The organism is uncultured Gulosibacter sp. (assembly GCF_963509965.1).
In the GTDB taxonomy this organism is placed as follows: domain Bacteria; phylum Actinomycetota; class Actinomycetes; order Actinomycetales; family Microbacteriaceae; genus Gulosibacter.
This window is the reverse complement of record NZ_CAUPDE010000014.1, coordinates 14,415-36,010: the sequence shown is the minus strand read 5'-3', so window position 1 is coordinate 36,010 and position 21,596 is coordinate 14,415. Positions and strand designations below refer to the sequence as shown.

General features: G+C 62.9%; 24 protein-coding genes and 1 riboswitch. Of the genes, 12 read left to right on the top strand and 12 right to left on the bottom strand.

The genetic code is table 11. The features are described 5' to 3' along the window. Nucleotides 1-95 precede the first annotated feature (95 nt). From RQ865_RS08815 to RQ865_RS08795, 5 genes are all read right to left on the bottom strand, one after another. Nucleotides 96-1,118 carry a nitronate monooxygenase gene (locus RQ865_RS08815; protein ID WP_201522202.1) on the bottom strand — a complete coding sequence of 341 codons (1,023 nt, stop codon included), beginning with the start codon at nt 1,116-1,118 and terminating at the stop codon, nt 96-98. Between the two features lie 149 nt (nt 1,119-1,267). Then, nucleotides 1,268-2,173 carry a dihydrodipicolinate synthase family protein gene (locus RQ865_RS08810; RefSeq protein WP_201522203.1) on the bottom strand — a complete coding sequence of 302 codons (906 nt, stop codon included), beginning with the start codon at nt 2,171-2,173 and terminating at the stop codon, nt 1,268-1,270. Then, nucleotides 2,170-2,517 carry an antibiotic biosynthesis monooxygenase gene (locus tag RQ865_RS08805; RefSeq protein ID WP_201522204.1) on the bottom strand — a complete coding sequence of 116 codons (348 nt, stop codon included), beginning with the start codon at nt 2,515-2,517 and terminating at the stop codon, nt 2,170-2,172. Before RQ865_RS08805 ends, RQ865_RS08810 begins: the two co-directional genes overlap by 4 nt. Continuing rightward, a complete protein-coding gene (locus RQ865_RS08800; RefSeq protein ID WP_201522205.1) occupies nt 2,514-3,173 on the bottom strand; it encodes a helix-turn-helix domain-containing protein in 660 nt (219 codons plus the stop codon). Before RQ865_RS08800 ends, RQ865_RS08805 begins: the two co-directional genes overlap by 4 nt. A 147-nt stretch (nt 3,174-3,320) precedes the next feature. Further along, nucleotides 3,321-3,995 (bottom strand): GAP family protein, encoded by a 675-nt coding sequence (locus RQ865_RS08795; RefSeq protein ID WP_311478935.1) that lies wholly within the window; start codon nt 3,993-3,995, stop codon nt 3,321-3,323. Nucleotides 3,996-4,126: 131 nt separating this feature from the next. Between RQ865_RS08795 and RQ865_RS08790 the strand changes: the two genes are divergently transcribed. From RQ865_RS08790 to RQ865_RS08775, 4 genes are all read left to right on the top strand, one after another. Continuing rightward, nucleotides 4,127-4,654 (top strand): TetR family transcriptional regulator C-terminal domain-containing protein, encoded by a 528-nt coding sequence (locus tag RQ865_RS08790; RefSeq protein WP_311478905.1) that lies wholly within the window; start codon nt 4,127-4,129, stop codon nt 4,652-4,654. A gap of 194 nt (nt 4,655-4,848) precedes the next feature. Continuing rightward, nucleotides 4,849-5,379 carry a GNAT family N-acetyltransferase gene (locus tag RQ865_RS08785; protein ID WP_201522208.1) on the top strand — a complete coding sequence of 177 codons (531 nt, stop codon included), beginning with the start codon at nt 4,849-4,851 and terminating at the stop codon, nt 5,377-5,379. A gap of 109 nt (nt 5,380-5,488) precedes the next feature. Then, nucleotides 5,489-6,430: a cation diffusion facilitator family transporter gene (locus tag RQ865_RS08780; protein ID WP_201522209.1), complete on the top strand. Its 942-nt coding sequence runs from the start codon at nt 5,489-5,491 to the stop codon at nt 6,428-6,430. Between the two features lie 49 nt (nt 6,431-6,479). Next, nucleotides 6,480-7,730, top strand: a complete 1,251-nt coding sequence (locus RQ865_RS08775) for an alpha/beta fold hydrolase (protein ID WP_311478903.1) — start codon at nt 6,480-6,482, stop codon at nt 7,728-7,730. A gap of 106 nt (nt 7,731-7,836) precedes the next feature. Here RQ865_RS08775 and RQ865_RS08770 read toward each other — a convergent pair whose 3' ends face one another. Beyond that, nucleotides 7,837-8,232 carry a glyoxalase gene (locus RQ865_RS08770; RefSeq protein ID WP_311478902.1) on the bottom strand — a complete coding sequence of 132 codons (396 nt, stop codon included), beginning with the start codon at nt 8,230-8,232 and terminating at the stop codon, nt 7,837-7,839. A gap of 95 nt (nt 8,233-8,327) precedes the next feature. Then, on the bottom strand, nt 8,328-9,548 hold the full coding sequence (locus tag RQ865_RS08765) for a serine hydrolase domain-containing protein (RefSeq protein WP_311478900.1): 1,221 nt from the start codon (nt 9,546-9,548) through the stop codon (nt 8,328-8,330). Beyond that, a riboswitch (SAM riboswitch) is annotated at nt 9,542-9,628 on the top strand. (Overlaps the previous gene by 7 nt.) Nucleotides 9,629-9,635: 7 nt before the next feature. On the opposite strand from RQ865_RS08765, the gene RQ865_RS08760 reads away from it, so the two are divergent. The 3 genes from RQ865_RS08760 to RQ865_RS08750 all read left to right on the top strand — a co-directional run bounded on the left by RQ865_RS08760 (nt 9,636) and on the right by RQ865_RS08750 (nt 12,285). Next, entirely contained in the window at nt 9,636-10,625 is a 990-nt protein-coding gene (locus RQ865_RS08760) for a methionine ABC transporter ATP-binding protein (protein WP_311478898.1), read from the top strand. Next, entirely contained in the window at nt 10,622-11,359 is a 738-nt protein-coding gene (locus RQ865_RS08755; protein ID WP_311478896.1) for a methionine ABC transporter permease, read from the top strand. Before RQ865_RS08760 ends, RQ865_RS08755 begins: the two co-directional genes overlap by 4 nt. An 89-nt stretch (nt 11,360-11,448) precedes the next feature. Further along, nucleotides 11,449-12,285: a MetQ/NlpA family ABC transporter substrate-binding protein gene (locus tag RQ865_RS08750; RefSeq protein WP_311478894.1), complete on the top strand. Its 837-nt coding sequence runs from the start codon at nt 11,449-11,451 to the stop codon at nt 12,283-12,285. A gap of 351 nt (nt 12,286-12,636) precedes the next feature. Here RQ865_RS08750 and RQ865_RS08745 read toward each other — a convergent pair whose 3' ends face one another. From RQ865_RS08745 to RQ865_RS08735, 3 genes are all read right to left on the bottom strand, one after another. Beyond that, complete coding sequence (locus RQ865_RS08745; RefSeq protein WP_311478893.1) at nt 12,637-13,020, bottom strand: hypothetical protein; 384 nt, start codon at nt 13,018-13,020, stop codon at nt 12,637-12,639. A 34-nt stretch (nt 13,021-13,054) separates the two neighbouring features. After that, nucleotides 13,055-13,387 (bottom strand): hypothetical protein, encoded by a 333-nt coding sequence (locus RQ865_RS08740; RefSeq protein WP_311478891.1) that lies wholly within the window; start codon nt 13,385-13,387, stop codon nt 13,055-13,057. 276 nt (nt 13,388-13,663) lie between these two features. Further along, nucleotides 13,664-14,173: a methylated-DNA--[protein]-cysteine S-methyltransferase gene (locus RQ865_RS08735; protein WP_311478890.1), complete on the bottom strand. Its 510-nt coding sequence runs from the start codon at nt 14,171-14,173 to the stop codon at nt 13,664-13,666. Between the two features lie 71 nt (nt 14,174-14,244). Between RQ865_RS08735 and RQ865_RS08730 the strand changes: the two genes are divergently transcribed. The 5 genes from RQ865_RS08730 to RQ865_RS08710 all read left to right on the top strand — a co-directional run bounded on the left by RQ865_RS08730 (nt 14,245) and on the right by RQ865_RS08710 (nt 20,129). After that, nucleotides 14,245-15,591 carry a DNA methyltransferase gene (locus tag RQ865_RS08730; RefSeq protein WP_311478888.1) on the top strand — a complete coding sequence of 449 codons (1,347 nt, stop codon included), beginning with the start codon at nt 14,245-14,247 and terminating at the stop codon, nt 15,589-15,591. Further along, nucleotides 15,588-16,400 (top strand): oxygenase MpaB family protein, encoded by an 813-nt coding sequence (locus tag RQ865_RS08725; protein ID WP_311478887.1) that lies wholly within the window; start codon nt 15,588-15,590, stop codon nt 16,398-16,400. The genes RQ865_RS08730 and RQ865_RS08725 overlap by 4 nt, the downstream gene beginning before the upstream one ends. 9 nt (nt 16,401-16,409) lie before the next feature. Continuing rightward, nucleotides 16,410-19,337 carry an FAD-binding and (Fe-S)-binding domain-containing protein gene (locus RQ865_RS08720; RefSeq protein WP_311478886.1) on the top strand — a complete coding sequence of 976 codons (2,928 nt, stop codon included), beginning with the start codon at nt 16,410-16,412 and terminating at the stop codon, nt 19,335-19,337. 105 nt (nt 19,338-19,442) lie between these two features. Continuing rightward, nucleotides 19,443-19,760, top strand: coding sequence for a metalloregulator ArsR/SmtB family transcription factor (locus tag RQ865_RS08715; RefSeq protein WP_311478885.1), 318 nt, complete (start codon nt 19,443-19,445; stop codon nt 19,758-19,760). Between the two features lie 75 nt (nt 19,761-19,835). Next, nucleotides 19,836-20,129 (top strand): hypothetical protein, encoded by a 294-nt coding sequence (locus RQ865_RS08710; RefSeq protein ID WP_311478883.1) that lies wholly within the window; start codon nt 19,836-19,838, stop codon nt 20,127-20,129. Between the two features lie 84 nt (nt 20,130-20,213). Here the strand turns inward: RQ865_RS08710 and trxA are convergent, their stop codons facing one another. Together trxA and RQ865_RS08700 are read right to left on the bottom strand one after the other, a co-directional pair. Then, entirely contained in the window at nt 20,214-20,597 is a 384-nt protein-coding gene (trxA, locus tag RQ865_RS08705) for a thioredoxin (RefSeq protein ID WP_311478882.1), read from the bottom strand. Between the two features lie 174 nt (nt 20,598-20,771). Continuing rightward, nucleotides 20,772-21,593, bottom strand: a complete 822-nt coding sequence (locus tag RQ865_RS08700) for a PRC-barrel domain-containing protein (protein WP_311478880.1) — start codon at nt 21,591-21,593, stop codon at nt 20,772-20,774. Nucleotides 21,594-21,596: the final 3 nt, after the last annotated feature.

The window sequence follows — 21,596 nt, the reverse complement described above, 5'->3', positions numbered from 1 at the left end:
AGCTGAACTCGACGTACTAGATGTAGTTGGTCTTGATGTCGTGTCGTAGATGGTGAACTCGCACAGCGACGGTATCGGATATCCCATAACCTTGTTCACTCGTTCGGCCATAGTGCACGGATCACATCTGCTGCCGGTCCCGTGGGCGCCTCACTGTAGCCGGCACCTGCCCAAAGATGCACCCGTTGCGCGTCGCCTGCTTTGGCGGCGGCCTGTCGAATGGGGCGGGTCAGATGATGCACGGCAGGGTAGGCAACCGGCGCGTTCGCACCGTGCGCGGCAATGAAATCGTTGTGCAGGGCCCGCGCGGGTCGCCCGGTGAATGCCCGAGTGATCACGGTGTGGTCAAACTCGGGGTCGGAAAGCGCCGCGCGGTGCACAGCTGAGGTCCCCGCCTCATCCGTGCGCAACAGTAGCGTGCCAACGGCGGCGGCAATCGCACCCGCGGTCAGCACCTCGCGCACCGCATCCGAGGAAGTGATCCCACCGGCAGCAATCAACGGTAGCTCGCTTTTCTTGCGCACCCCGGCGATCAGCTCGGTCAACGCAAGCGGTGCCGGGTCGCGCTCCGGATCAAAAGTGGCGCTGTGCCCACCAGCATCCGCACCCTGTACCACCAGACCATCAACACCGCGGGCGGTGGCCCCAGCCGCCTCTTCCGGTGTCGTCACGGTGGCCAGCACACGCGTGCCGCGCTCACGCAGCAAGCCAATATCTGTAGCCACAGGGAGCCCAAATGTGAATGACACCACCGGTACTGGCTGCTGGACCAGCAACGCGAATTTTTCGTCCCAGTTATCGTCGTCAGTCACCGGTTCGGGGTCGACGGACACACCGAAACGGGATGCTTCGGGTTCAAGTTCGGCGGCATAGGCAGCGAACGCGGCCCGGTCAAACTCAGTGTCACCGGGAACGAAAAGATTCACCCCGAATGGCGCTCCGCTCGCACGCAGCGCAACAATTTCATCCCGCAGCCCGGCGGCGGTTTTGTAGCCGCCCGCCAAGAACGGAAACCCGCCAGCATCTGCCACAGCGGTCGCGAGCGCGACGGTGGTGGGGCCACCCGCCATTGGCGCGGCAACAATAGGCCGTTCGGTGTCAAGAAGCGGTATGCGCATCTGCGGATTCCTTTTCAACAGCGAGTCGCTTCACGAGGTCAACTCCGCCCAACCTTGCCGCGTCAACCTTGGCGATCCCTGATTGGGCGAGCAGATACCGGGCCAACACTGACCCGGAGCCACGGGATGCGGCGGCGTTGTTCGACTGGTCAGACAAGCCCGAGCACGTCGACCACCTGCACGACACGGGCACGCTGCGCCTCAGTGAGGCCCTGGATTGGCAGCGGCAGGCACCCGTGCGTTGCCAAGCCGAGGTGCTCAGCGATCGCCGCGGTCACGCGCAGACTTCCCCCAAACTTGGCAAACAATTCCCACAGGGGCGCGAGGCGCTCCGACTTTGCCACCGCCTCGCTCGCGCGGCCCGCTTGTGCGGCACGGGTGATGGCGAGGGCCGGTTCGGGCAGCGTGCCGCCGATCACCGAGTACCAAGCATCACAGCCGGCGTTCAAGCCGGTCGCGGCGAACGCATCCCCGGAAACGCCGATTGTGACATGCTCCGGCACCACCGCACGAATCGCTGCGATGTGCTCGATCGCTTGTTTCGGGTTGGTGGGGACACCGGGAATCTTGATTGACGCAATCCCTGGGAGTTCGGCGATGCGGGCGTAGAGGTCGGTGGTGAACGTGAAGTGGGTGGTGCCGGGGTTGTCGTAGACGATCATCGGCAGTTCCGTGTGTTCGGCGACGTTGCGATACAGCTTGAACACGTCGTCTGAGGTGAGCGCCTGATAGGTCATCGGGGCCAACAGCACTCCCGAAGCTCCCGCCCGTTCAGCGGCATCGATATGGGCGAGGATGTGCGAGGTGCGCAAGTCTCCGACGCCGACGAACACCGGCGTCGACCCGGCATGTTCGACCGCGAGCTGTGCGACGCGGGCGCGTTCCTCCGCAGTGAGGTAGGCGTAAGAACCGGTCGAGCCGAGCGCGGTGATCGAATCCACTCCTGCCGCGGCCAGGCGCGTGATGAGGCCCGTGAACGCCTGCTCGTCGATCTGGTCGTCGTGGAGCGGGGTGAGGGGGAATGCGGATAGGCCGGTGAAAAGCTGGCTGGTCATGACTGCTCCTGGCCGGGGCGGTGTTCGAGGCCGAGGATCGGATTGCCATACACCGATTGCACCTCGGAGATCACCACTCGATACTCGCCCAGCCACTCCCCATACCGAGACTTCGCGAGGCGGTGGGTGTCCATGTCTATGAGCTGTTTCAGAGCATCCATGTCGGTCCAGTAGTAGACCTCCGCGTGCAGACCCGTGTCTTCGTTGTGCCAGGCCTCTTCCCCGAGGAAGCCAGGGATTTGGCGGGCACGGGTCGCGATCTCGCTGTCGATCCGATCGAATTCTTCGGTGAGATTATGGGCCTCGAAGATGAACGTCGAACTGTATTTCGGGGTGGCGGTCATCGGGTTTCCTTCGCTGTAGGTGCGGGTGGGTTAGTTGGCGTATCGGGTGCGGATGTTCGGCTCTCTCCGTGTCGAGTCTCCGCTCCCACATTTGGTTCGAATACCGTCAGTGAGAACCGCGTCGAAGCATCGGTCGTGTTGGCATAAGCATGAGGAACATCGCCGTGGAACGACAGGGCGTCGCCGGGGGCGAGGTCATACTGGTCGCCGTCAACCTCGATCGTGAGGCTTCCTTCTAGGACCTGCAGGAGCTCGCGGGTGCCGGTGCTGTGTGCCTCGCTGGCGTGACGCTCACCTGGCGCGAGCGTCCAGTCCCACAACTCGACCACATCCGGTGGCTCCGTGCCCGCAACCAGCACGCCCTTGCCTCCCGCGTCGCCGCTCCAGAGGACTGCACCCTGTCCATGTCGGGTGAGCTTCACAGCGCGTGGACTCGGGGGTTCGACCAGGGCCGGGAGGCCGATTCCGAGGGAATCTGAGATCCGCAGCAGAGTGCCCACGCTTGGATTCACCGCGCCTTGTTCGACGTTCACGAGCATGCGGCGGCTGACCTCGGCGAGCTCGGCGAGCTGATCGAGCGTCCAACCCCGGTCTTTGCGCTGCTGCCTGACTCTCGTGCCGATCGCACGCGCCAACGACTCTGCGTTGATATCCATGCAGTGCATAATATTGCACTAGGTGGGCATGATCTAGCTACGTGGCTTCGGACGTGTGCCAAAGCATCCCGATTGTGGGTTGTGTGAGCATTAAACAAGGGGGCGTATTGGTCGGCGCGGTTGGTGGTTTTAGGGCTGTGTCGCTCGCTACCAAAGGTTGAGCGCATTGGCGCTGCGATAGAGCATGGTGATGCCGACGATCGCGGCAATCCATAGCAGTGTCACTTTCGCCTCGTAGTTCAGTCGCGGAATCCATCGCTGCAGGCGATCGGTCAGTCGGTCGCCGACCAGGCCCATGGTGGCACCCGCGAGCATCGCAGGCAGCACCATGATGATGCAATACGCCGCCAGCAAAGCGAGTCGCAGTAGCGGGGTGATCTCGAACGACTGCATGATGCCAATTGCTGCGAGGTACGGAAGCATCGTGGCGGCTTCGATCACTGCGGCGCCCAGCGCGAGCGACACCATACCTGCCAGTCCGGCTCGGGTGGCCTTCTGCATCTTGGAAGTGTCGGTGGGCACGTTCGTCTCACCCGGCTCGGGCTTTTTCGGATTCGGCGCGAAAATGCCGAACGCAGCGAGCGCGGCTCCGAGGACGAGTGTGACCCAGGGGAACCAATCCGTCTGTGTTGCTTCCGTGATGATCGGGCCAATGCCGGCAAATCCGAGCATTAGCGTGATGCCCAGAGCGAAATACGCGACGGTGATAGTGCCGAGGTATGTGGCGTAGGGGATCGTTCGCAATTTGCCCCAGCGCAGCAACAGAGTGAGTGGGATCACCAGGGTGCCGACGCTCAGGCTGTCGACGAGAGCGAGGCCGATAAAGGGGGATGATGTCGAGCATCCGTGAGGCTCCTACAGGGTGTAATACGAACGTACAAAAATTAATACAGTTGTATTACGTCCGTCAATGTGGTGCAATCAACGTGTTCAATTTCGGAGCGGAGGCGCGGATGCAAGACCCAAGTGCGTGGACCGCGCAGACGGTTTCGATTGCGCAGGCCGCCATTCGTGTCATCGTGAACTCCGGTTTTGACGCGGTGAGCGTGCGTACCGTTGCGGCTGAAGCGCAAGTTGCCGCGGGAAGCGTGCAGTACCACATGGGCACGCGCGATGAGCTGCTTGCGAAAGCGCTGATGTACTCCACATATCGGCAACACGAACGCGTGAAGACACATCGTCTCGCCGGCAGCATCCGCGACCGGCTGGCTGCATCCCTTATGGAGCTGCTGCCGACCGGTGGCGTGCAGCGAGAGGATGCGGTGATGTGGGTAACCTTCAATGCCGCCGCGTCAACTCGCGATTGGCTCGCTGGCGTGATGTCGCGCGAGCTTGAACTTTTTCAAGAGCGCGTAGCAGCTGCATTGCGGGCGGCTCGGGATGCGGGAGAGCTGGTCTCCGGAATCGACGAGCACGCCGGCGCACGACTCATAACCGCGCTGGTGCGGTCTGACGCTCGACTATCTCAACGCCCCAACTGATACCGCCACGCTGAGACAAATGCGTAGCGATCTCGAGCGCGGCCTCGGGTTGGTTCTTGGCGGCGATCGATAAACGGCGACCGATAAACACGGCCTTGCCGCAAGATGGTGGCGTGCCGGTGGCACTGGCGAAGCGACGAGCGACGAGAATAGCCTTGGCACAAGCCTTTTGAACTGGCCGTAGGAAGGTGCCAATGGCAGGCGAAATCGAACTCACGATCCGGCCGCTCGAAGTCTCTGATGCTGGCGCGATGTTTGCCGAGCTCCAAGACCTGCGCATCTACACCTTCATCGATGAACGCCCTCCCGAGAGTCTCGAACATTTACAAGAGCGCTACGGGGTGCTCTGCGGGGGAGCGCCGCCAGGGCGCGGCGAGAGGTGGCTCAACTGGATCATCCTGAATGCCGAGAACGATGAACCGCTTGGCACACTTCAGGCGACCATCGATGAAAAACCTCAGCGTGCATCCATCGCCTACGTGCTGTTGCCCAAAATGTGGGGCCGGGGGATCGCCTCGAGGGCCACACAGTGGCTAATGGACCAGTTGCGTGATGACTACGAGGTCACTGAAGCCCAGGTTGAGATTCACGAGCACAATGCGCGGTCACTGAACCTTGCGCGACGTCTGGGATTTGTCGATGTCGAGCTGCGCCGAGAGGGCGACCACAATGAGGTCATCCTGCGCCGGGGGCTCAGAGATGACCGCCAGTCGCCCACAACATGACGCGAGCGAGCTCAGCCGAGAAGCCTCGCCGTAGTGCCCGCCGCACCCGCGACCAAACTCCCGCGAAAGTTATAGGATCAGGCTAGGGAGAGATCTGAGGGAGGTACACATGGGTGCGGGGCACGACCACGCGCATGTCAATCTGGATGCAGAGGCTCCCGAAGGTCTGCGAAAGCGCCTGTGGATCATCTTTTCGATCACCGCGACGATTGTCGTCGCCCAGGCCATCGGTTCGATCATCACCGGCTCGCTGGCGCTGTTTACCGACACCGTGCACGCGGTGGTGGATGCATCCGGGCTGCTGCTGGCGCTGATCGCGGCCAGTCTCATGCACAAACCCGCCAGCTCAACCCACACCTGGGGGTTTCGCCGCATCGAGGTGATCGCGGCGCTCGCGCAGGCGACGCTGCTAACCGTGGTCGGCACCTATGCCGCCGTCGAAGGAGTTCGCCGCCTATTCGAGCCGCCCGAGATTCAGGGCGTCGAACTGCTGGTGTTTGGTGTGCTGGGGCTTATCGCCAACCTCATCGGCATCATCGTGCTCTCGTCGAACCGCAGCGCAAATTTCAATATGCGCGCAGCCTTCCTTGAAGTGCTCAACGACGCGCTCGGTTCCCTCGGGGTGATCATTGCCGCAATCATGATCGCCACCACCGGCTTTTATCAAGCGGATGCGATCGCGAGCCTGTTCATCGCGGCGCTGATCGTGCCTCGTGCGGTGAAACTACTGCGCGAAACAGTGCGCGTGCTTATGGAATTCAGCCCCGACGGGCTCAACCTCGACGATGTGCACGAACACCTGCTCGGTATCGACCACGTTATTGATGTGCACGATCTGCACGCGTCCACGGTCGCGACCGGGCTGCCGATTTTGTCGGCGCATCTGGTGGTCGACGACGGTTGTTTCACCGATTTGCACGCCATCGAGATTCTGCAGGCGGCGAAACAGTGCGTGGCCGAACACTTCCCGGTGTCGGTGGTGCACTCGACATTCCAACTTGAAACGCCGGCAATTGCGGCCAGCGAGCGGTGTGACGAGTTGCACGACTGAGCCGGCAAGCTGCATCCGTTCTCAATAATTGGTCGCTAGGGTCATGCACATGAGCTTTGGCGCAATTACTTTGACCGAACACACACTAACCGTGCCACTGGTGTGGCCCGATCTTGCCGGCGGCGATGAGGCCGACGATCGCACGATCGATATTTTCGCTCGCGTAGTTACCCGGAGCGGGGGAGAAGGCCTGCCCTACCTGGTGTTTTTGCAGGGCGGCCCGGGTAGCGAAGATCCGCGACCCGGTCCCGACCAGGCCGCCTGGATCGACGCCGCGCTCGAGGATCACCGGGTGGTGCTGCTCGACCAGCGCGGAACCGGCCGTTCGACCCCGGTCGGCGACGGCTTTCTCGAGGGGCGCAGCGCCGAGGAGGTCGCCGAGCACCTCACGCATCTGCGCGCCGACTCGATCGTGCGCGATGCCGAAGCGGTGCGCGAGCACCTGGGCGCAAAAACCTGGCGGGTGCTCGGCCAATCATTCGGCGGATTCACGCTGCTGCACTACCTGAGCTACTTTGCCGACTCGGTAGAGCGCGCCTATTTCACCGGCGGCCTGTCGGCGGTGGGCCGCCACTGCGACGATGTTTACCGGCTGTGCTACGACCGGATGCGGGAACTCTCGTTGGCCTACTACCGCCGGTTCCCAGAAGATCGCGACCGGATGCGCCGCGTGGTCGAGCTCGCCGAACGTGGCGAAATCGTGCTGCCCGACGGTGAAGTGCTTTCGCCGAGCCGGGCCCGCAACCTGGGCCACCTGCTCGGCTCGGATAATGGCTGGGCCCGCCTGCACTGGCTGCTCGAACTCGACCCCGGCTCGAACGCATTCCGCCACGACCTGGCGAACGCGATGGCCTACGGCGGTCGCAACCCGCTCTACTACGTGTTCCACGAGTCGTCGTACGCCGATGGCTGCGTCACCGATTGGTCGGCGCAGCGCGTCGAGCCCGACGACTTTCGCGAAGACGTGACGCTGCTCACCGGTGAACATGTGCGAGAAGAATGGTGCGACACGGTGCCGGCGTTCCAGCCGTGGGCTGAGGTGACGCGCATCCTCGCCAAGCACGAGTGGCCGAAGCTCTACGATGCCGAAGCGCTCAAAGCCAGTGGTGCGATTGGCGCCGCGGCGGTGTATGTGAACGATGCCTATGTGCCACTCGAGTTTTCGCGTGAAACCGGGGCGCTGCTGCCGGGCGTCAAGCAGTGGATCACCAGCGAATACGAGCACAGCGGCCTGCGCACGAGCGGCCGACGCGTGGTTGAGCGGCTGTTTGCGCTCGCGGACGAGCGTGCGCTGCGGTAATTACCGTGAGCTCAGCGGAAGATTTCGGCCCCAGGATGCGCTCAGAAGCATCCTGGGGCCAAAATCTTCCCGCGACCTCATCCCGAGTGAAGGTCGCAGCAGCGAACTAGGCGACCACCAACTCCACCTCAAAGCCCTCGGAGTTTTCGAGGTAGAGCGCCACATGCTGCTCACCACCGGCGTGCGGATAGCGCTCTGCAAACAGTTCCCGCCATCCCTGAGCCGATGCCTCATTGCGTAAGCGGTCTAAGAGCGAGCGGTCGCGCACGCAGAGCGCGAGGTGGTTGAGCCCCGCCCGCATTCGGTCATGCTCGCCGCGAAGTGCTCGAGACTGCTCCAACACCAGGTACTCGCCCGAGGGCGCTGTCCACACCCGACCGTCATCCCAACCTTCGACCGGTGTCGCTGCCCAACCCAGTGACGTGAGCAACCAGTGAAACTCGGGTTCGCTGACCGCCAAGTTTGACGTCCACAGCTCGATGTGATGAATCGCGCCAGACATGCGATCAGCCTAGGCTGCCAGCGAGGCTGCCCCGCCGCAAAACGAGCGAGCGCGCCACAAGATGCGCCGCCACCGTCAACTGGTGAACTAAAGAACTAGAGCTGACGCAGTAGCCCGACCACTTCAAACAGCGTGCGGAAGCTGCGTGACAGCGCCTTCGACGAACCGAAGTTGATGGCGATCTCAGCCTCGTGCACCGGGTCAAACCACAGGTGCGCAGATGAAGTCCCCAGATGCCCCACCAGCCGCGGCCAATTGCGTGCCCACGGAACGAGCCCCTCAAAACGCACCGTCATCGTGCCGGTGCCGTACCAGAGTCCTGGGCGGAAGCGGTGTCGCGGCTCCTGCAGCACCGCCCACGACTCGGCGCTGATGAGCTTGCCATTACGCATCCCGGCCATCAGCTGCAAAAAATCATCCAGCGTGCCGGCAATACCGCCACCGGCCCAGTCGCAGGTGATCGCGCGGTGCGTCCCGATATCAATTCCGGCGAGCGAAAGCGGCGCGATCTCGTCGGAGCCGGATGCGGGCTGAGTGCGGAACGGCAGGAAGCTGCGGCCCATACCCAGCGGTGCAAAAACTCGGTGATGCACGAGCTCACCGAATAGTTCGCCCGTCACCGTCTCGAGCGCCCGGCCGAGCAGCACGAACCCGGTGTCGCTATAGCGGAACCTCTCACCGGGCCGGCCCACCGGCTGCTGCCGGTCGCGCGTGAATGCAATCAGCTCGGCCGGCGACCACTCGTGATCGAGGTCGCGCTTGAGTTCGGCAACAAATCGCGGGCCAGACTTCGTGCGTCCCTCATAAAAATCGTTGCAGCCAGAGGTGTGGGTGAGCAGCTGCTCGATGGTCACCTCGGCCGCGGCGTCATCCGCGAACAGGCCTTCAATTTCGGATGCGGGCAGCAGCTCGGCAATGGGTGTTGCGAGGGCAAAACGGCCCGCTTCAACCTGCTGCATCACGAGTGCGGTCGTGACGAGCTTGCCGACGCTCGTGGCGTGGAAGGGGAGGTCGGTGTCGCCGTATCGATAGTCGATGCCGAGCGATTGCGAGCGCACCGCCACCTGCGGGGTGACGTGTTGGATTTTGGCGAGACGCTGGTCGAGTTGATTGACAAAATCGGCGCTTTGCATCCGGAATCTCCCTGTCGATTGGAACCGGCCGTCGCCGGATCCGCTATCGAAGTCATATTGGAGCCCGCGGATGTGAACGAGCAGCAACGGGGATGCGAACACGATGTTCGCGTAATGAACCGTCACATAGCCACCGGCAAGTTTGTGCTGGGTAGTAATTCGTGCGAATCTAACTGCATTCATCTCGAGTAGCTGAGAGACCCGGCTCTGTGACGCTGCAGCAACCTTGGCAAGCAAGGTGCTACTGCCGGGAACGATGGAGGCCAGCACGTGATTGAACTGCGCGACGTGACCAAGGTGTATACGCGCAAGGGCACTGACCCCGTGACCGCACTCGACGGCCTCAGCCTGTCGGTCGAAGCCGGCAGTATTCACGGCATCGTCGGTGAGTCCGGTGCCGGTAAATCCACTCTTATTCGCTGCCTTACCGCGCTCGAACGCCCCACCTCCGGGTCAATTCTGGTTGCTGGGCAAGACCTCACCACGCTGCGCAACCAAGACCTGCGCACGGCGCGGCGTCGCATCGGCATGGTGTTTCAGGGCGCCAACCTGTTCGAATCACGCACCGCATTCGAAAACATCGCGTATCCGCTGCGCATCGCCAAAGTGCCGGTCGCAGAGCGCGAACGCCGCGTCAACGAACTTCTCGACTTGGTTGGGCTCACCGGCCGCGGCGACTCGTATCCGGCGCAGCTTTCGGGCGGTCAGCGCCAGCGCGTCGGTATCGCCCGCGCCCTCGCTGACGACCCCGCAGTGCTGCTCGCCGACGAACCCACCTCGGCGCTCGACAGCGACACCACCGCGCAGATCCTCGCGCTGCTCAAAAGCGTGCGCGACCGCACCGGCGTGACCGTCGTGGTCATCACCCACGAAATGTCGGTGGTGCGCGAGATTTGCGACTCGGTCACACTGCTCGACCGCGGCGACGTACGTGAGTCGGGTCGGCTCAGCGATATTGTCACGAATCCCAACTCTGAACTCGCCCGCAAACTCATCCCGCTGCCCGAATTTGGTGCGGATGCGACGGGCAACCAGCGCGCAATCGACCTGTTTTTCACCTCGCACCCCGGCGAACCGATGGGGTCAAAAGTGATGGCGCAGGTGCAGCAAGTTTCGGGCGATATTGCCGCCGGCACGTTCGAAACCGTCGGCGACGTTCAGGTGGGACGGCTCGTGGTCACCGTCGCCGCCGACGCAGTCGCGGGCGCACTCGAAACGTTCGCCAGCCACAACATCCACGCACAAGTGAGGGCAGCATGATCGACTTGTTGCAGCAGCTCGCTTCGTTCAGTCAGGACGTGATTGCCGTCACCGGCGACGAAACCTGGTTCAACCGTCCCGCCGTGCGCAAGAACCTCGGCATCGCGATTCTCGAAACGCTCTATATGACCGGCGCCGCCACATTCTTTAGCGTGCTGATCGGCCTGCCAACCGGGGTGATCCTTGCCGAGACACGGCGCGGTGGGCTCATCGAACAACCCGCCGTGCATCGGATGCTCGGCGCGCTCGTCAACATCGGCCGCGCCATCCCGTTCATCATCCTGGCCGTGATCGTCTTGTACTTCATCCGCTTCCTCGACCTACCCTGGCTCAAAACAGTCGGCTGGCCCGCATTCACTATCGCGCTGGTTGCCAGCGCCGTGCCCTATATGGCGCGCATGGTCGAATCGAACGTGCTCGCAGTTGATCACGGCAAAGTCGAGGCCGCGCAGATGGCCGGTGCCTCACGCAGCGCCATCATGTCGGGCGTGCTCGTGCGCGAAGCCCTGCCCTCGCTGATTCAATCGGCCACCATCCTCACCATCACGATCATCGGCTACTCGGCCATGGCAACCGCGGTCGGTGGCGGCGGGCTCGGCGCGCTCGCCATCAACCAGGGGTATCAGCGCAACAATTTCGACGTCATCGTCATCACTGTCGTCATCATCCTGATCATTGTGCAGCTCGTGCAGTGGCTGGGCGACATGCTCAGCCGGCTGGTGGATCACCGCTAGGCGCCACCGACCGGCAATTAGTGGCCAAGCACAACCCATCCCGATTCAATTCCCGCCGTGCGCGGGAACTATCCAAACGAAGGAATCCCATGAAGATCACAAAGATCGCCAAGATCGCTGCTGCAACCGCAGCCGCCGCACTCGCACTCACCGGCTGCACCGCCGGTGATGACACCTCCGACGCCACCACCGCTGAAGGTGAAGTGGTGACGCTCAAGGTTGGCGCCTCACCGGTGCCGCACGCCGACATCCTCAACTTCATCAACGACAACCTCGCTGAAGATGCCGGTCTCAAGCTCGAGATCGTGGAGTACACCGACTATGTGCAGCCCAACGTGGCGCTGTCGGAGGGTGAATTGGATGCGAACTTCTTCCAGCACGTGCCCTACTTCGACGCTGAGGTGGCCGAGAAGGGCTACAACTTCGAGCACGGTGAGGGCGTGCAGATCGAGCCATACGGCATCTACTCGAAGCAGCTCACCGACCTGAAAGACCTCCCCGAGGGTGGCAAGGTGCTCGTCAACAACGACCCGTCGAACCAGGCCCGCGCGCTGAAGCTGCTCGAACAGGAGGGCATCATCGGCCTCGGTGGCGCCGAAAACCCCACCATCTACGAGATTGCCGACAACCCGAAAAACCTCAAGTTCACCGAGGCTGAAGCAGCAGTGATTCCGGTGCAGCTGCCAGATGTCGACATCGCGGTGATCAACGGTAACTACGCCCTCGAACACGACCTGAACCCGGCAAAGGATGCGCTGGCTCTCGAATCGGGTAAAGACAACCCGTACGCGAACGTGCTCGCCTGGAATAAGGATGCCGACAAGGCCGAAGCGATTGCGAAGCTCGAGAAGCTGCTGCACGACCCGAAGGTGGCCGACTTCATCCGTGAAAAGTACCCGGACGGTGAGATCGTCCCCGCGTTCTAAGTTCTACGCTCTGCGCCCCACGGCCGGCCTCGTGCCCGACCGTGGGGCGCTCGCGTTTTGTTCGCGCTTTCGGTGCGCGTCGCCGCCCCCGCCCCGCGGCGCCTCGCGCATCCCCGCGCGCACCGCATCCCCGCCCCGCGGCGCCTCCTCGCACGGATTTGTGTGGGTTCGCGTCATTTGTATGTGGCAGAACACACACAAATGACGCGAAGACACACACGAGCTAGGGGGCCGTGGCGTATGGAGTGGCCAAGCGGGCGTGGAAGCACACACGAGGTGGGGCTGTGTAGCAGCGGGCGCCGAGACACATAGGAGTTAGGGCCGGGCCGTAGTGCCGGTGCGTTCCCGATGCTAGCGTCCCTGCCGCGGGTGCAGCCCGTCTTGCGGGCCTTGCCAGCCCGGTTGATTCGGCGACTGCGCTTGCTGCTCTTTGTGCTCTTTTGCGTTTCGTATCCACCAGCGGATCGTGACAATGGTCGCAATCACCATGCACACGGTGGTTGCCGCTGCCGCGAGCAATCCGATTAATGCGCCGATAATGTCCAAGCCCTGGTCGGGATAGTCGGGTTTTTCACTCAGTTCGACGAAGATTCCGGTCATCCAGACCGTGGCCGCACCGGCGGCGATAGTGAGCAGGATGCAGGTTGAAATATTGACCCAGGGATTAAACACCACACCCCGATATCGCGTGGTGCGTTTCGGGTCGGGAACGAAATCATCGTCAACCCAGCTCATGGACTATGCCTAACAGACTTCACTCGGAAGCAAACTAACGGGGGATGCGTTGGCGCTCGTAAAACTCGCGCGACTTCCGTTGCCACCAGCGCGCGGTCAAAAAAGTTACCACCAGCATCAGGATGCTGAGCAGTCCACTGAAGACTGCCACAATTACCAGTGCAATAAGTTCGGCGCCTCTACCGTCGCCGGAGGGCTGCGAGATCAGATTCTCCATGATGTAGAACACCATGTAAGCCGCGACTCCGGCGCAGAGGAGCGTGGCACCAGCACACACCGAGATATTCAGCCAGGGGTTAAACAGCACCCCCTTGTGCCGGGTGAGGCGTTTCGGATCGGGAACGAAATCATCGTCAATCCAGCTCATAAACCATGCCTAACAGATTCCACTCGGAAGCAAATTAACGAGGATGCGCTGCGCACGTCGCGCTTGCGCTGCGCCTGGCATCTAGCGCCCGCCTCGCGCCCCACCTGGCATCTAGCGCCCGCCTCGCGCCCCATATCGCGGGATCTGTGTGGGTTCGCGTCACTTGTATGTGGCAGAGCGCATACAAATGACGCGGAGACACACACGAGGCGGGGGGAGTGGTGTGCGGCGGGGAGAGGCGAGGCGCTGCGCGGTGCGGGAAGCGCACCGACCCCGCTAAGCGCCGCTCTCAAGCTCGAGCAAAAACCGCTTCACCTCGGGTGTGCCGCCGTACTGTCCGAGTGATCCGTCAGCGCGCACCACGCGGTGGCAGGGCCGCAGAATCGGCAGCGAATTGGTGGCGCAGGCGGTGCCGGCCGCTCGTGCCGCCCGCGGATGCCCTGTCATCTCAGCAAGTTCGCCATAGCTGACGGTCTCGCCATAGGGGATGCGGGCGAGTGTCTGCTGTGCCAGCGTTTGAAATCCAGTGGCTCCGAGCAGGTCGAGCGGCACCGAGAACTGGCGGCGCTCGCGGGCAAAATACTCGTCGATTTGGCGGGCCGCGAGCTGTAGGTGTGCCTGCGCTCGCGCATCCGGTTCAGTTGCCAGCCGCAGCTCGGGATGCATCCGCAACTTGCGCTCGCCTTCGGCGCGCCCGAACGCGACCAGCGCGATTCCCCGGCTTGTTGCCGCGATTTCGAGCTCACCTATCGGGGTTGGATGCGTCTGCCAGGTCAATACGGTCATGTCATGAGCGTGCCACACCAACCGAACGTGCAGTGCAATGATGACGGCACTGGATGCGGCACACTGGGGGTGTGACCGCATCGCTTCTTGTCCAGCTGCCGCAGCTTCTCGAGCAGGGGCGCGCGGAGGCCGCTGCCGCGCTGGCCAAGGCCCGCAACACCCGCAACACCCGCACCGCATCCACCGTCCGAAGCGTCGAACCAAATCTCGTTTGGCGCGGCGACAATCTTGCCGCGCTCGCATCCCTGGTGGCGGCGGCTGAAACCGAGCCGGCTACGCGGGCAAAACTGATCTACCTCGACCCGCCCTATGATTCGGGCGCCGACTATCGCAATCGCATCGAAACCGATGCGGATGGCGAAACTATTGCGCTCACTCAGCTTGCCTATCGTGATCGGTGGGATGAGGGCACCGTGGGCTATTTGCGGATGCTGATTTCTCGGCTGGTGCTTGCCCGGCAGCTGCTGCGTGAGGATGGCGCGCTGATCGTGCATCTTGATTGGCACGCCTCGCATCTGGTGCGCATCGTGCTCGATGAGCTGTTTGGTCGCGACAATTTTGTGAATCAGCTCGTGTGGGCCTATCGCAGCGGCGGCGCATCCCGCACCAGTTCGGTGCCGCGCAAACACGACGAGCTGCTGCTGTACCGGCGCAGCCCGCGTTTCCGTATCCGCACGCAGCGTGAGCGGCAGCTGCTCGACAAATCGTTTATGGGTTCGAAACAGGATGCGGCGGGCAACTATTACGTCGACACTATTCTGCGCGATGTGCTTGAGGGCGTGATCAACCTGGTGGATGGTGACCGGGTGCGTAGGGTTTCGGTGCGGCCGGTGCTGAACGTTTCGGCAGAGCGCACCGGTTATGCAACCCAGAAGCCCGAGGGGCTGCTTGAGCTGCTTATTCGCTGGTGCACTGATGAGGGCGACCTGGTGGTGGATGCGTTTGCCGGCTCGGGTACCACAGCCGCGGTGGCTGCGAGGTTGGGGCGTCGATTCGTTTCGATTGATGCGAGCGCGCGCGCCGAGGTGGTGACCCGGGCGCGGCTGGATGCGCAGGGCGCGCGCTATCGGGTGCGGCGTGACGCTGAGGATGCGCCGGGCACTGTCGACGTGCGCCACGCTGACGGCGGGCTGAGGATTGTTGGCTACGCGCCCGCGGCGGGGCTTGGTGAGCTACTGGCGGGGAAGAACACGGGAGCGCTGTCGCGGTTGAGCGCGTTAGCGGGGTGGGCGGTGACGGGTGCCGACGGCAGCTATACCTCGAGTTGGCGGTCGTCGCAGCAAGCGCCCGAAACCAAGCTTGCGGTGGCGGCGCCGCTGCTCGTGGAGGTGTTTGATCTCGCGGGGCGGGTGACGCAGCTTCGGTTCGAGACGGACGCGGTCGCCGCGAGCCAGATTGAGGCGGGGCCACAGCGATGAGCAACCAGACCAGGGCCGACGACTCGCCGTTCCGCGCGCTCGCATCCGAGGCCGCGGTGCTTGCCGGCGGCGGCACGGCAATTTTGCTGCAGCTTGCTCACCCTTCGGTTGCGGCCGGTGTTGCCCAGCACTCCAACTTCGCGGCTGCGCCGATGCGGCGGCTGTGGGGAACGCTCGAATATGTCACCGCTGCCGCTTTCGGTAACGAAGCTGAGTGGCGGTTCGTGTGCGAGCGCGTGAACCGGCGGCATGCGGCGGTTACCGGCGAGACCGGTACCGGCGAACCCTACCGCGCCGATGACACCGAGCTGCAGTGGTGGGTTGCCGCGACACTGTGTTGGGCGGCGGTTCGGGCGCATCGCCGCGTGTACGGTGGGCGTGTGGTGAACCGGCACACTGCCGACCGTATCGTGCGTGATTTCGGCAGGCTCGGCACCGGGCTGCGGCTGCCGCCAGAAACCTGGCCCGCCACGGCCGCCGAGTTTGACCGCCGCTTCGCTGCCGCCCTTAACGAGCTGCACATCACCGATGAGGCGATGCGCGCCAAACGCGAACTGTTTGCCGCCCGCAATGCGCCGCTGTGGTTGCGCGCCGCGATGCCATACGCGACCACGCTGGCAGTTGATCTGCTGCCGCCACAGATTGCCGCCGCATACGGGCATCCGGCCACGCGCATCCGCCGGTTCATCGCGGCACTGGCCTGGGTTCCGTTGATTATTGCCGCGCACCTGCTGCCACCGGTGATCCGCGCGCTCCCTGCCCGGTGCATCATGCGCCGAGTGCGCCGCGCGGCCGCGGCTGCACGGTAACCGTGAGCGGTGGGCAAGCCGACTACCATCGAAGACAGGGTCTTGATGGAAGGATTCACCGTGACCATGCAGGCGAATGCGCCCCAACCCACCGCCGAACAGCGGGATCTGGTCGAACTGCTACGTCAGCGTATCGCTGGCGAGGTCGACGCCTCGACACTGCGGCGAGCCGAGTATTCGAGTGACGCCTCGAACTACCGCATCGTTCCCGAAGTGGTGGTGTTTCCACGCAGCACCGAAGACCTCATCGCGATCACCGAACTCTCACGCGAAACCGGCACGCCGCTGCACCTGCGTGGCGCGGGCACGTCAATTGCCGGTAACGCGATTGGCCGCGGCATCGTCGTTGATACCTCCCGCCACCTCAACCGCATCCACAGCCTCGACCCTGAAGCCCGCACCGCCAGAATCGACCCGGGCGTGGTGGTTGCCCAGCTGCAAAACGCCGCCAAACCCTATGGGCTGCGTTTCGGCCCCGACCCCTCCACCTGGACTCGCTGCACTGTCGGCGGCATGATCGGCAACAACGCCTGCGGTTCGCACTCGCTGGCGTTCGGTCGCACTGCCGACAACATCATCGACCTCGACGTGATGGATGGGCTCGGGCGGCGATACACAGCCACCGACGATCTGTCGGTGGTGCCCGGGCTGGATGAGTTCACGCTGCGGCATCTGGCCACGATCCGCACCGAGTTCGGGCGGTTCGGTCGGCAGGTATCGGGTTATGCGCTCGAAGCATTGCTGCCCGAACGCGGGCATTCACTGGCACAGTTGCTGGTGGGCTCGGAAGGCACACTCGCCACCGTGCTCGGCGCAACCGTGCGCCTGGTGGAGGTGCCTTCGGCGCCGGTGACCGTGGCGCTCGGCTACCCGTCGATGTTTGAGGCGGCCGATGATATTCCCACGCTGCTGGCCCACAAACCGGGCGCTATTGAGGGACTGGATGCGCGGCTCACCGAGGCTGTGCGCCGTCACTACGGTGCGGCGGCGATCGAGTCGCTACCTGACGGTGGTGGCTGGCTGCTCATCGAAATGCCCGGCACGGATGCGGCCGACGCGCTCGCTCGCGCGAAGGCGCTCGTTGCCGACTCGGCGGCTATCTCGCACACGATTGTCGACGATGCGGCTGCGGCAGCGCGCCTGTGGCGGGTGCGTGCCGACGGTGTGGGGCTTGCCAGTCGCACGCTCGACGGTGAACAGTGCTGGCCAGGTTTCGAAGACGCTGCCGTTCCACCCGAACAGCTCGGCGCCTATCTGCGCGAGTTCGACAAACTCACCGCCAGCCACGGCATCGAGGGTATGCCTTACGGACACTTTGGTGACGGTTGCATCCACATTCGGCTCTCGATTCCGCTCGAGCGCGACGGCGCCGCAATGCGCCGCTTCATGCTCGATGCTGGCCGGCTCGTCGCCGATTTCGGTGGCTCAATGTCGGGTGAGCACGGTGATGGCCGGGCACGAAGCGAGCTGTTGCCGCTCATGTACAGCGATGAGGCTATCGCCGCGTTCGGCGAGCTCAAATCGCTGTTCGATCCGCGCAACCTCCTCAACCCCGAAGTGCTCGTGCACCCGGCACCCCTCGACCGCGATCTGCGCCGCCCGCAGGCCCTGCCGATGCCGAAGGTGCGCGGCGGGTTTGCGTGGGCGCATGACGGTGGCGATTTCACCAGGGCCACGCATCGGTGCGTGGGAATGGCGAAATGCCGGGCCGATAATCGGGCCTCCGGTGGATTCATGTGCCCGAGCTACCTGGCCAGCCGTGACGAAACCCACTCGACCCGCGGGCGCGCCCGCGTGCTGCAAGAAATGATCAACGGCAAACTTGTCGATGGCGGCTGGCGCTCGCGGGAGGTCGCCGATTCGCTCGACATGTGCCTGTCGTGCAAGGCGTGCTCGACCGACTGCCCTGCCGGGGTGGATATGGCGGCGATGAAATCAGAGACGCTGTATCGCAAGTATCGCGGCCGGCTGCGCCCCATGAGCCACTATGTGTTCGGGCAGTTGCCGCGCTGGCAGAAACTGATGTCGCCGTTGGCGCCGCTGGTGAACGGGATGTTTTCGGTGGGCTGGCTGCGCCGGCTCATGTTGCCGCTGGCTGGTGTCGATCGTCGACGCACAATTCCGAGGGTGTCGCGCACCACGTTCTATCGTGACCGGCGTCGTGCCGAACGCGCAGGCAAAGCGGTGTCGGCTGTAGCCCCGCGGGGCGAGCGCCCCCGGGTGATGGTGTGGGCCGACTCGTTCTCGAACGGGTTCGCGCCGGGCATCGACCACGATGTGGTGCGGGTGCTTGAAGCTGCCGGGTTCGAGGTGGTGACGCCGCCGCAGCAGGTGTGCTGCGGGCTCACCTGGATTTCAACCGGGCAACTTGACGGCGCCCGTAAACGCCTCGCGCAGCTGCTGGATGTGTTTACCCCACTGGTTGAGGATGGCATCCCGATTATTGGTGTAGAACCCAGCTGTACGGCGGTGCTGCGCAGCGATCTGCTCGAGCTGTTCGCAGACGATCCCCGCGCGCAGCTGATTGCCGAAGCAACTTTCACGCTATCGGAGGTGCTCACCGGTGGCGCGCCCGTGAAACCGAGTGACGAGTTCGCCCTGCCTGATCTTGCCGGCACCGAAATTGTGGTGCAGCCGCACTGCCACCAGCACGCCGTCATCGGTTTCGATGCCGACCGTAAGCTCTTGCAGCAGATGGGCGCCGAATTGACGCAGCTTTCGGGATGCTGCGGGCTGGCTGGCAACTTCGGTCTCGAACGCGGCCACTACGAAATGTCGGTCGCAGTTGCGGGTAATTCGCTGCTACCTGCGCTTCGGAAGGCGTCGGATGACGCGGTATTTTTGGCTGACGGGTTCTCGTGCCGCACGCAGGCCGATCAGCTTATCGGCCGTGAGGGCGTGCATTTGGCAACGCTGATTGCGCAGCGGCTCGGGTAGTTTCCGCGCGATCTTGGTGTATTCGGTCTTGACCGCTAGCGATAATCAATCACATTATGCATGCGTATATTGCAATATGTGCATATATGGTGTCATGATGGATGCGTGAAGAACCCTGCGATTGATCGCGCTGCCAGCATCTTCCACGTGCTCGGGCACGCTGGGCGACTGGAGCTCGTTGTCACACTCTTCGACGGCGGTCGAAGCGTGAGTGAACTTGCCGAACAATTGCAGATGACCCAACCGCTGGTGTCGCAACACCTGCGTACGCTGCGGGATGTGGGGCTCGTGGCGGTAACAGTGAGTGGCCGCAATCGCATCTACGAGCTCGCCGATGAACATGTTCGGCACGTGGTGGCGGATGCGCTCGTCCACTCTGCCGAACATCTCGAACAGCCAGAGTCAGGTGCAATATCCAGCTGACAGGCTTGCCACGAATGGCATCAAACGCCCCTGCTAACAACATTGGTCACTCGACCAGGCATTAAGGAGAAGACAATGACCGAACACAAGACTGCCGAGCACACCGTCGCCGAACATGAGCACGGTGCAAACTGCGGGCACGAAGCAATCGACCGCGGCGATCACGTTGACTACCTGCACGATGGTCACCTGCACACGCTCCACGGTGACCACTACGACGAGCACCACCACGCTGCTGAGCACTCGGTAGCTGAACACCAGCACGGTGTAAACTGCGGGCACGAAGCAATCGAACACGGCGACCACGTCGACTACGTTCACGATGGTCACCGGCATGCAGTGCACGTTGACCACTACGACGAACACTAAGTCGTAGCGATTACCCTCGAATACCAAAATGGCCCCACCGTGGTGGGGCCATTTTGGTAACGAAGCGGGTGCGACTCTGCAGCTCTAATTGTTGCTGTCACCTTCGGCGGCCTGCTGCTGCTCGATCTGTTTGCGCACCTCATCCATGTCGACGCTCTTGACCGCTTCGATGACCTGCTCGAGTGCCTGCGCGGGCAGCGCGCCAGCCTCGCGGTAGAGCAGCACGCCATCGCGAAACGCCATCAGGGTGGGAATCGACTGGATCCCCAGCTGTGCGGAGATTTCGCGGTTTGCTTCGGTGTCTACCTTGGCGAAGGTGATGTCTTCGTGCTTGTTGCTCGCCTCTTCGTAGACGGGGGCAAACATTTGGCAGGGGCCACACCAGCCCGCCCAAAAATCGACGAAGTGGATGCCCTTTCCGGTGACGGTTTCGAGGAAGTTGTCATTCGTGAGGTCGACAGTAGCCATGCCGGAGTCCTTTCAAATCGTGTGTCCGGTCGGTGAGATCGGTCAGCGTCGGATGATCGGGAGGGTTCGCGGTGGGGTCGGTACGGAGGCCAACAAATCGGTCGGGCCGGATATTCCATGCGGCCGCAAATCCTGCTGTGAGGTGCGGCCGCAACGAAATGGGATGCGCTGAAACTAGTCTGTGGGTTTTTCGATCTCGGGATCGGTTTCGAGATTGAGTGAGGTGGCGTCGAGCTCGGCATCTGCGTCGTCGGCAAAGCCGGCTGCCGCCTCCGCGGCACTGCTGCTCGTGTCAGGTGCGAACGCCGTATCCGCAACCTCATCGGCCGCTTCATCAGCTGACGCTGCCGCGACCTCGCCAGTTTCGGTAAGATCGGTGTCGAAGCTGACCTCGTCATCGAGCTCGCTAGTCACAGCGTCGGCCGATTCAACCAGCAGCGGATCGGGCTCGGGCAGCTTGCCGGGCACCTGGTAGTGCGCGTACAGGTCGTCTTCTTCTGCGGGGGAGAGATTCTGGTCGATTTCGGTGCGCGGGGCGCTTACCACTTGGTCTTTGGTGTAGGGAACGGTGATCCGTTTGCCGTCGCGTTCGGCTAGATCGAGCGGAACGAAGTATTCTTTGATGCCAAAGAAACCGGTCTTAACCGTGACCCAATTGGGTTCTTGGGTCTGATCGTCGAGATAGACCTGGCCAACTCGGCCAAGCTTTTGCCCATCGGTGCCGTAGACGGTCGACTGAAAAAGCTCCAGCAGTCGCTCTTCAGCCTCGCGCTTGGCCGCCTCCTCGGGGGGGTCGCCGGCATCCGTTGCAGTGTTGGCTTCGTCGCTTGCCTCGTCCTTTGCGATATCCGATTCTGACGTGTCTGAGTCGGCGGCGTTATCGGCGTCGCTCTCAGTCACCTCAGCTTCGAGGTCGGCCTCGGTGAGGTCGTCGGTGTGCTCTTCGGGAAGATCAACGTTGTCGTCGAGTTCCGTGCGGTCTTGCTCAGCAGCCATCGA

Bases quoted from the DNA above. Each gene is read 5' to 3' on its own strand.
- RQ865_RS08810 (WP_201522203.1), bottom strand. From the start codon at position 2,173: ATGACCAGCCAGCTTTTCACCGGCCTATCCGCATTCCCCCTCACCCCG.
- RQ865_RS08770 (WP_311478902.1), bottom strand. From the start codon at position 8,232: ATGTCTGGCGCGATTCATCACATCGAGCTGTGGACGTCAAACTTGGCG.
- RQ865_RS08800 (WP_201522205.1), bottom strand. From the start codon at position 3,173: ATGGATATCAACGCAGAGTCGTTGGCGCGTGCGATCGGCACGAGAGTC.
- RQ865_RS08790 (WP_311478905.1), top strand. From the start codon at position 4,127: ATGCAAGACCCAAGTGCGTGGACCGCGCAGACGGTTTCGATTGCGCAG.
- RQ865_RS08740 (WP_311478891.1), bottom strand. From the start codon at position 13,387: ATGAGCTGGATTGACGATGATTTCGTTCCCGATCCGAAACGCCTCACC.
- RQ865_RS08780 (WP_201522209.1), top strand. From the start codon at position 5,489: ATGGGTGCGGGGCACGACCACGCGCATGTCAATCTGGATGCAGAGGCT.
- RQ865_RS08765 (WP_311478900.1), bottom strand. From the start codon at position 9,548: ATGAATGCAGTTAGATTCGCACGAATTACTACCCAGCACAAACTTGCC.
- RQ865_RS08700 (WP_311478880.1), bottom strand. From the start codon at position 21,593: ATGGCTGCTGAGCAAGACCGCACGGAACTCGACGACAACGTTGATCTT.
- RQ865_RS08725 (WP_311478887.1), top strand. From the start codon at position 15,588: ATGAGCAACCAGACCAGGGCCGACGACTCGCCGTTCCGCGCGCTCGCA.
- RQ865_RS08710 (WP_311478883.1), top strand. From the start codon at position 19,836: ATGACCGAACACAAGACTGCCGAGCACACCGTCGCCGAACATGAGCAC.
- trxA (WP_311478882.1), bottom strand. From the start codon at position 20,597: ATGGCTACTGTCGACCTCACGAATGACAACTTCCTCGAAACCGTCACC.
- RQ865_RS08785 (WP_201522208.1), top strand. From the start codon at position 4,849: ATGGCAGGCGAAATCGAACTCACGATCCGGCCGCTCGAAGTCTCTGAT.
- RQ865_RS08775 (WP_311478903.1), top strand. From the start codon at position 6,480: ATGAGCTTTGGCGCAATTACTTTGACCGAACACACACTAACCGTGCCA.
- RQ865_RS08735 (WP_311478890.1), bottom strand. From the start codon at position 14,173: ATGACCGTATTGACCTGGCAGACGCATCCAACCCCGATAGGTGAGCTC.
- RQ865_RS08750 (WP_311478894.1), top strand. From the start codon at position 11,449: ATGAAGATCACAAAGATCGCCAAGATCGCTGCTGCAACCGCAGCCGCC.
- RQ865_RS08755 (WP_311478896.1), top strand. From the start codon at position 10,622: ATGATCGACTTGTTGCAGCAGCTCGCTTCGTTCAGTCAGGACGTGATT.
- RQ865_RS08805 (WP_201522204.1), bottom strand. From the start codon at position 2,517: ATGACCGCCACCCCGAAATACAGTTCGACGTTCATCTTCGAGGCCCAT.
- RQ865_RS08745 (WP_311478893.1), bottom strand. From the start codon at position 13,020: ATGAGCTGGGTTGACGATGATTTCGTTCCCGACCCGAAACGCACCACG.
- RQ865_RS08815 (WP_201522202.1), bottom strand. From the start codon at position 1,118: ATGCGCATACCGCTTCTTGACACCGAACGGCCTATTGTTGCCGCGCCA.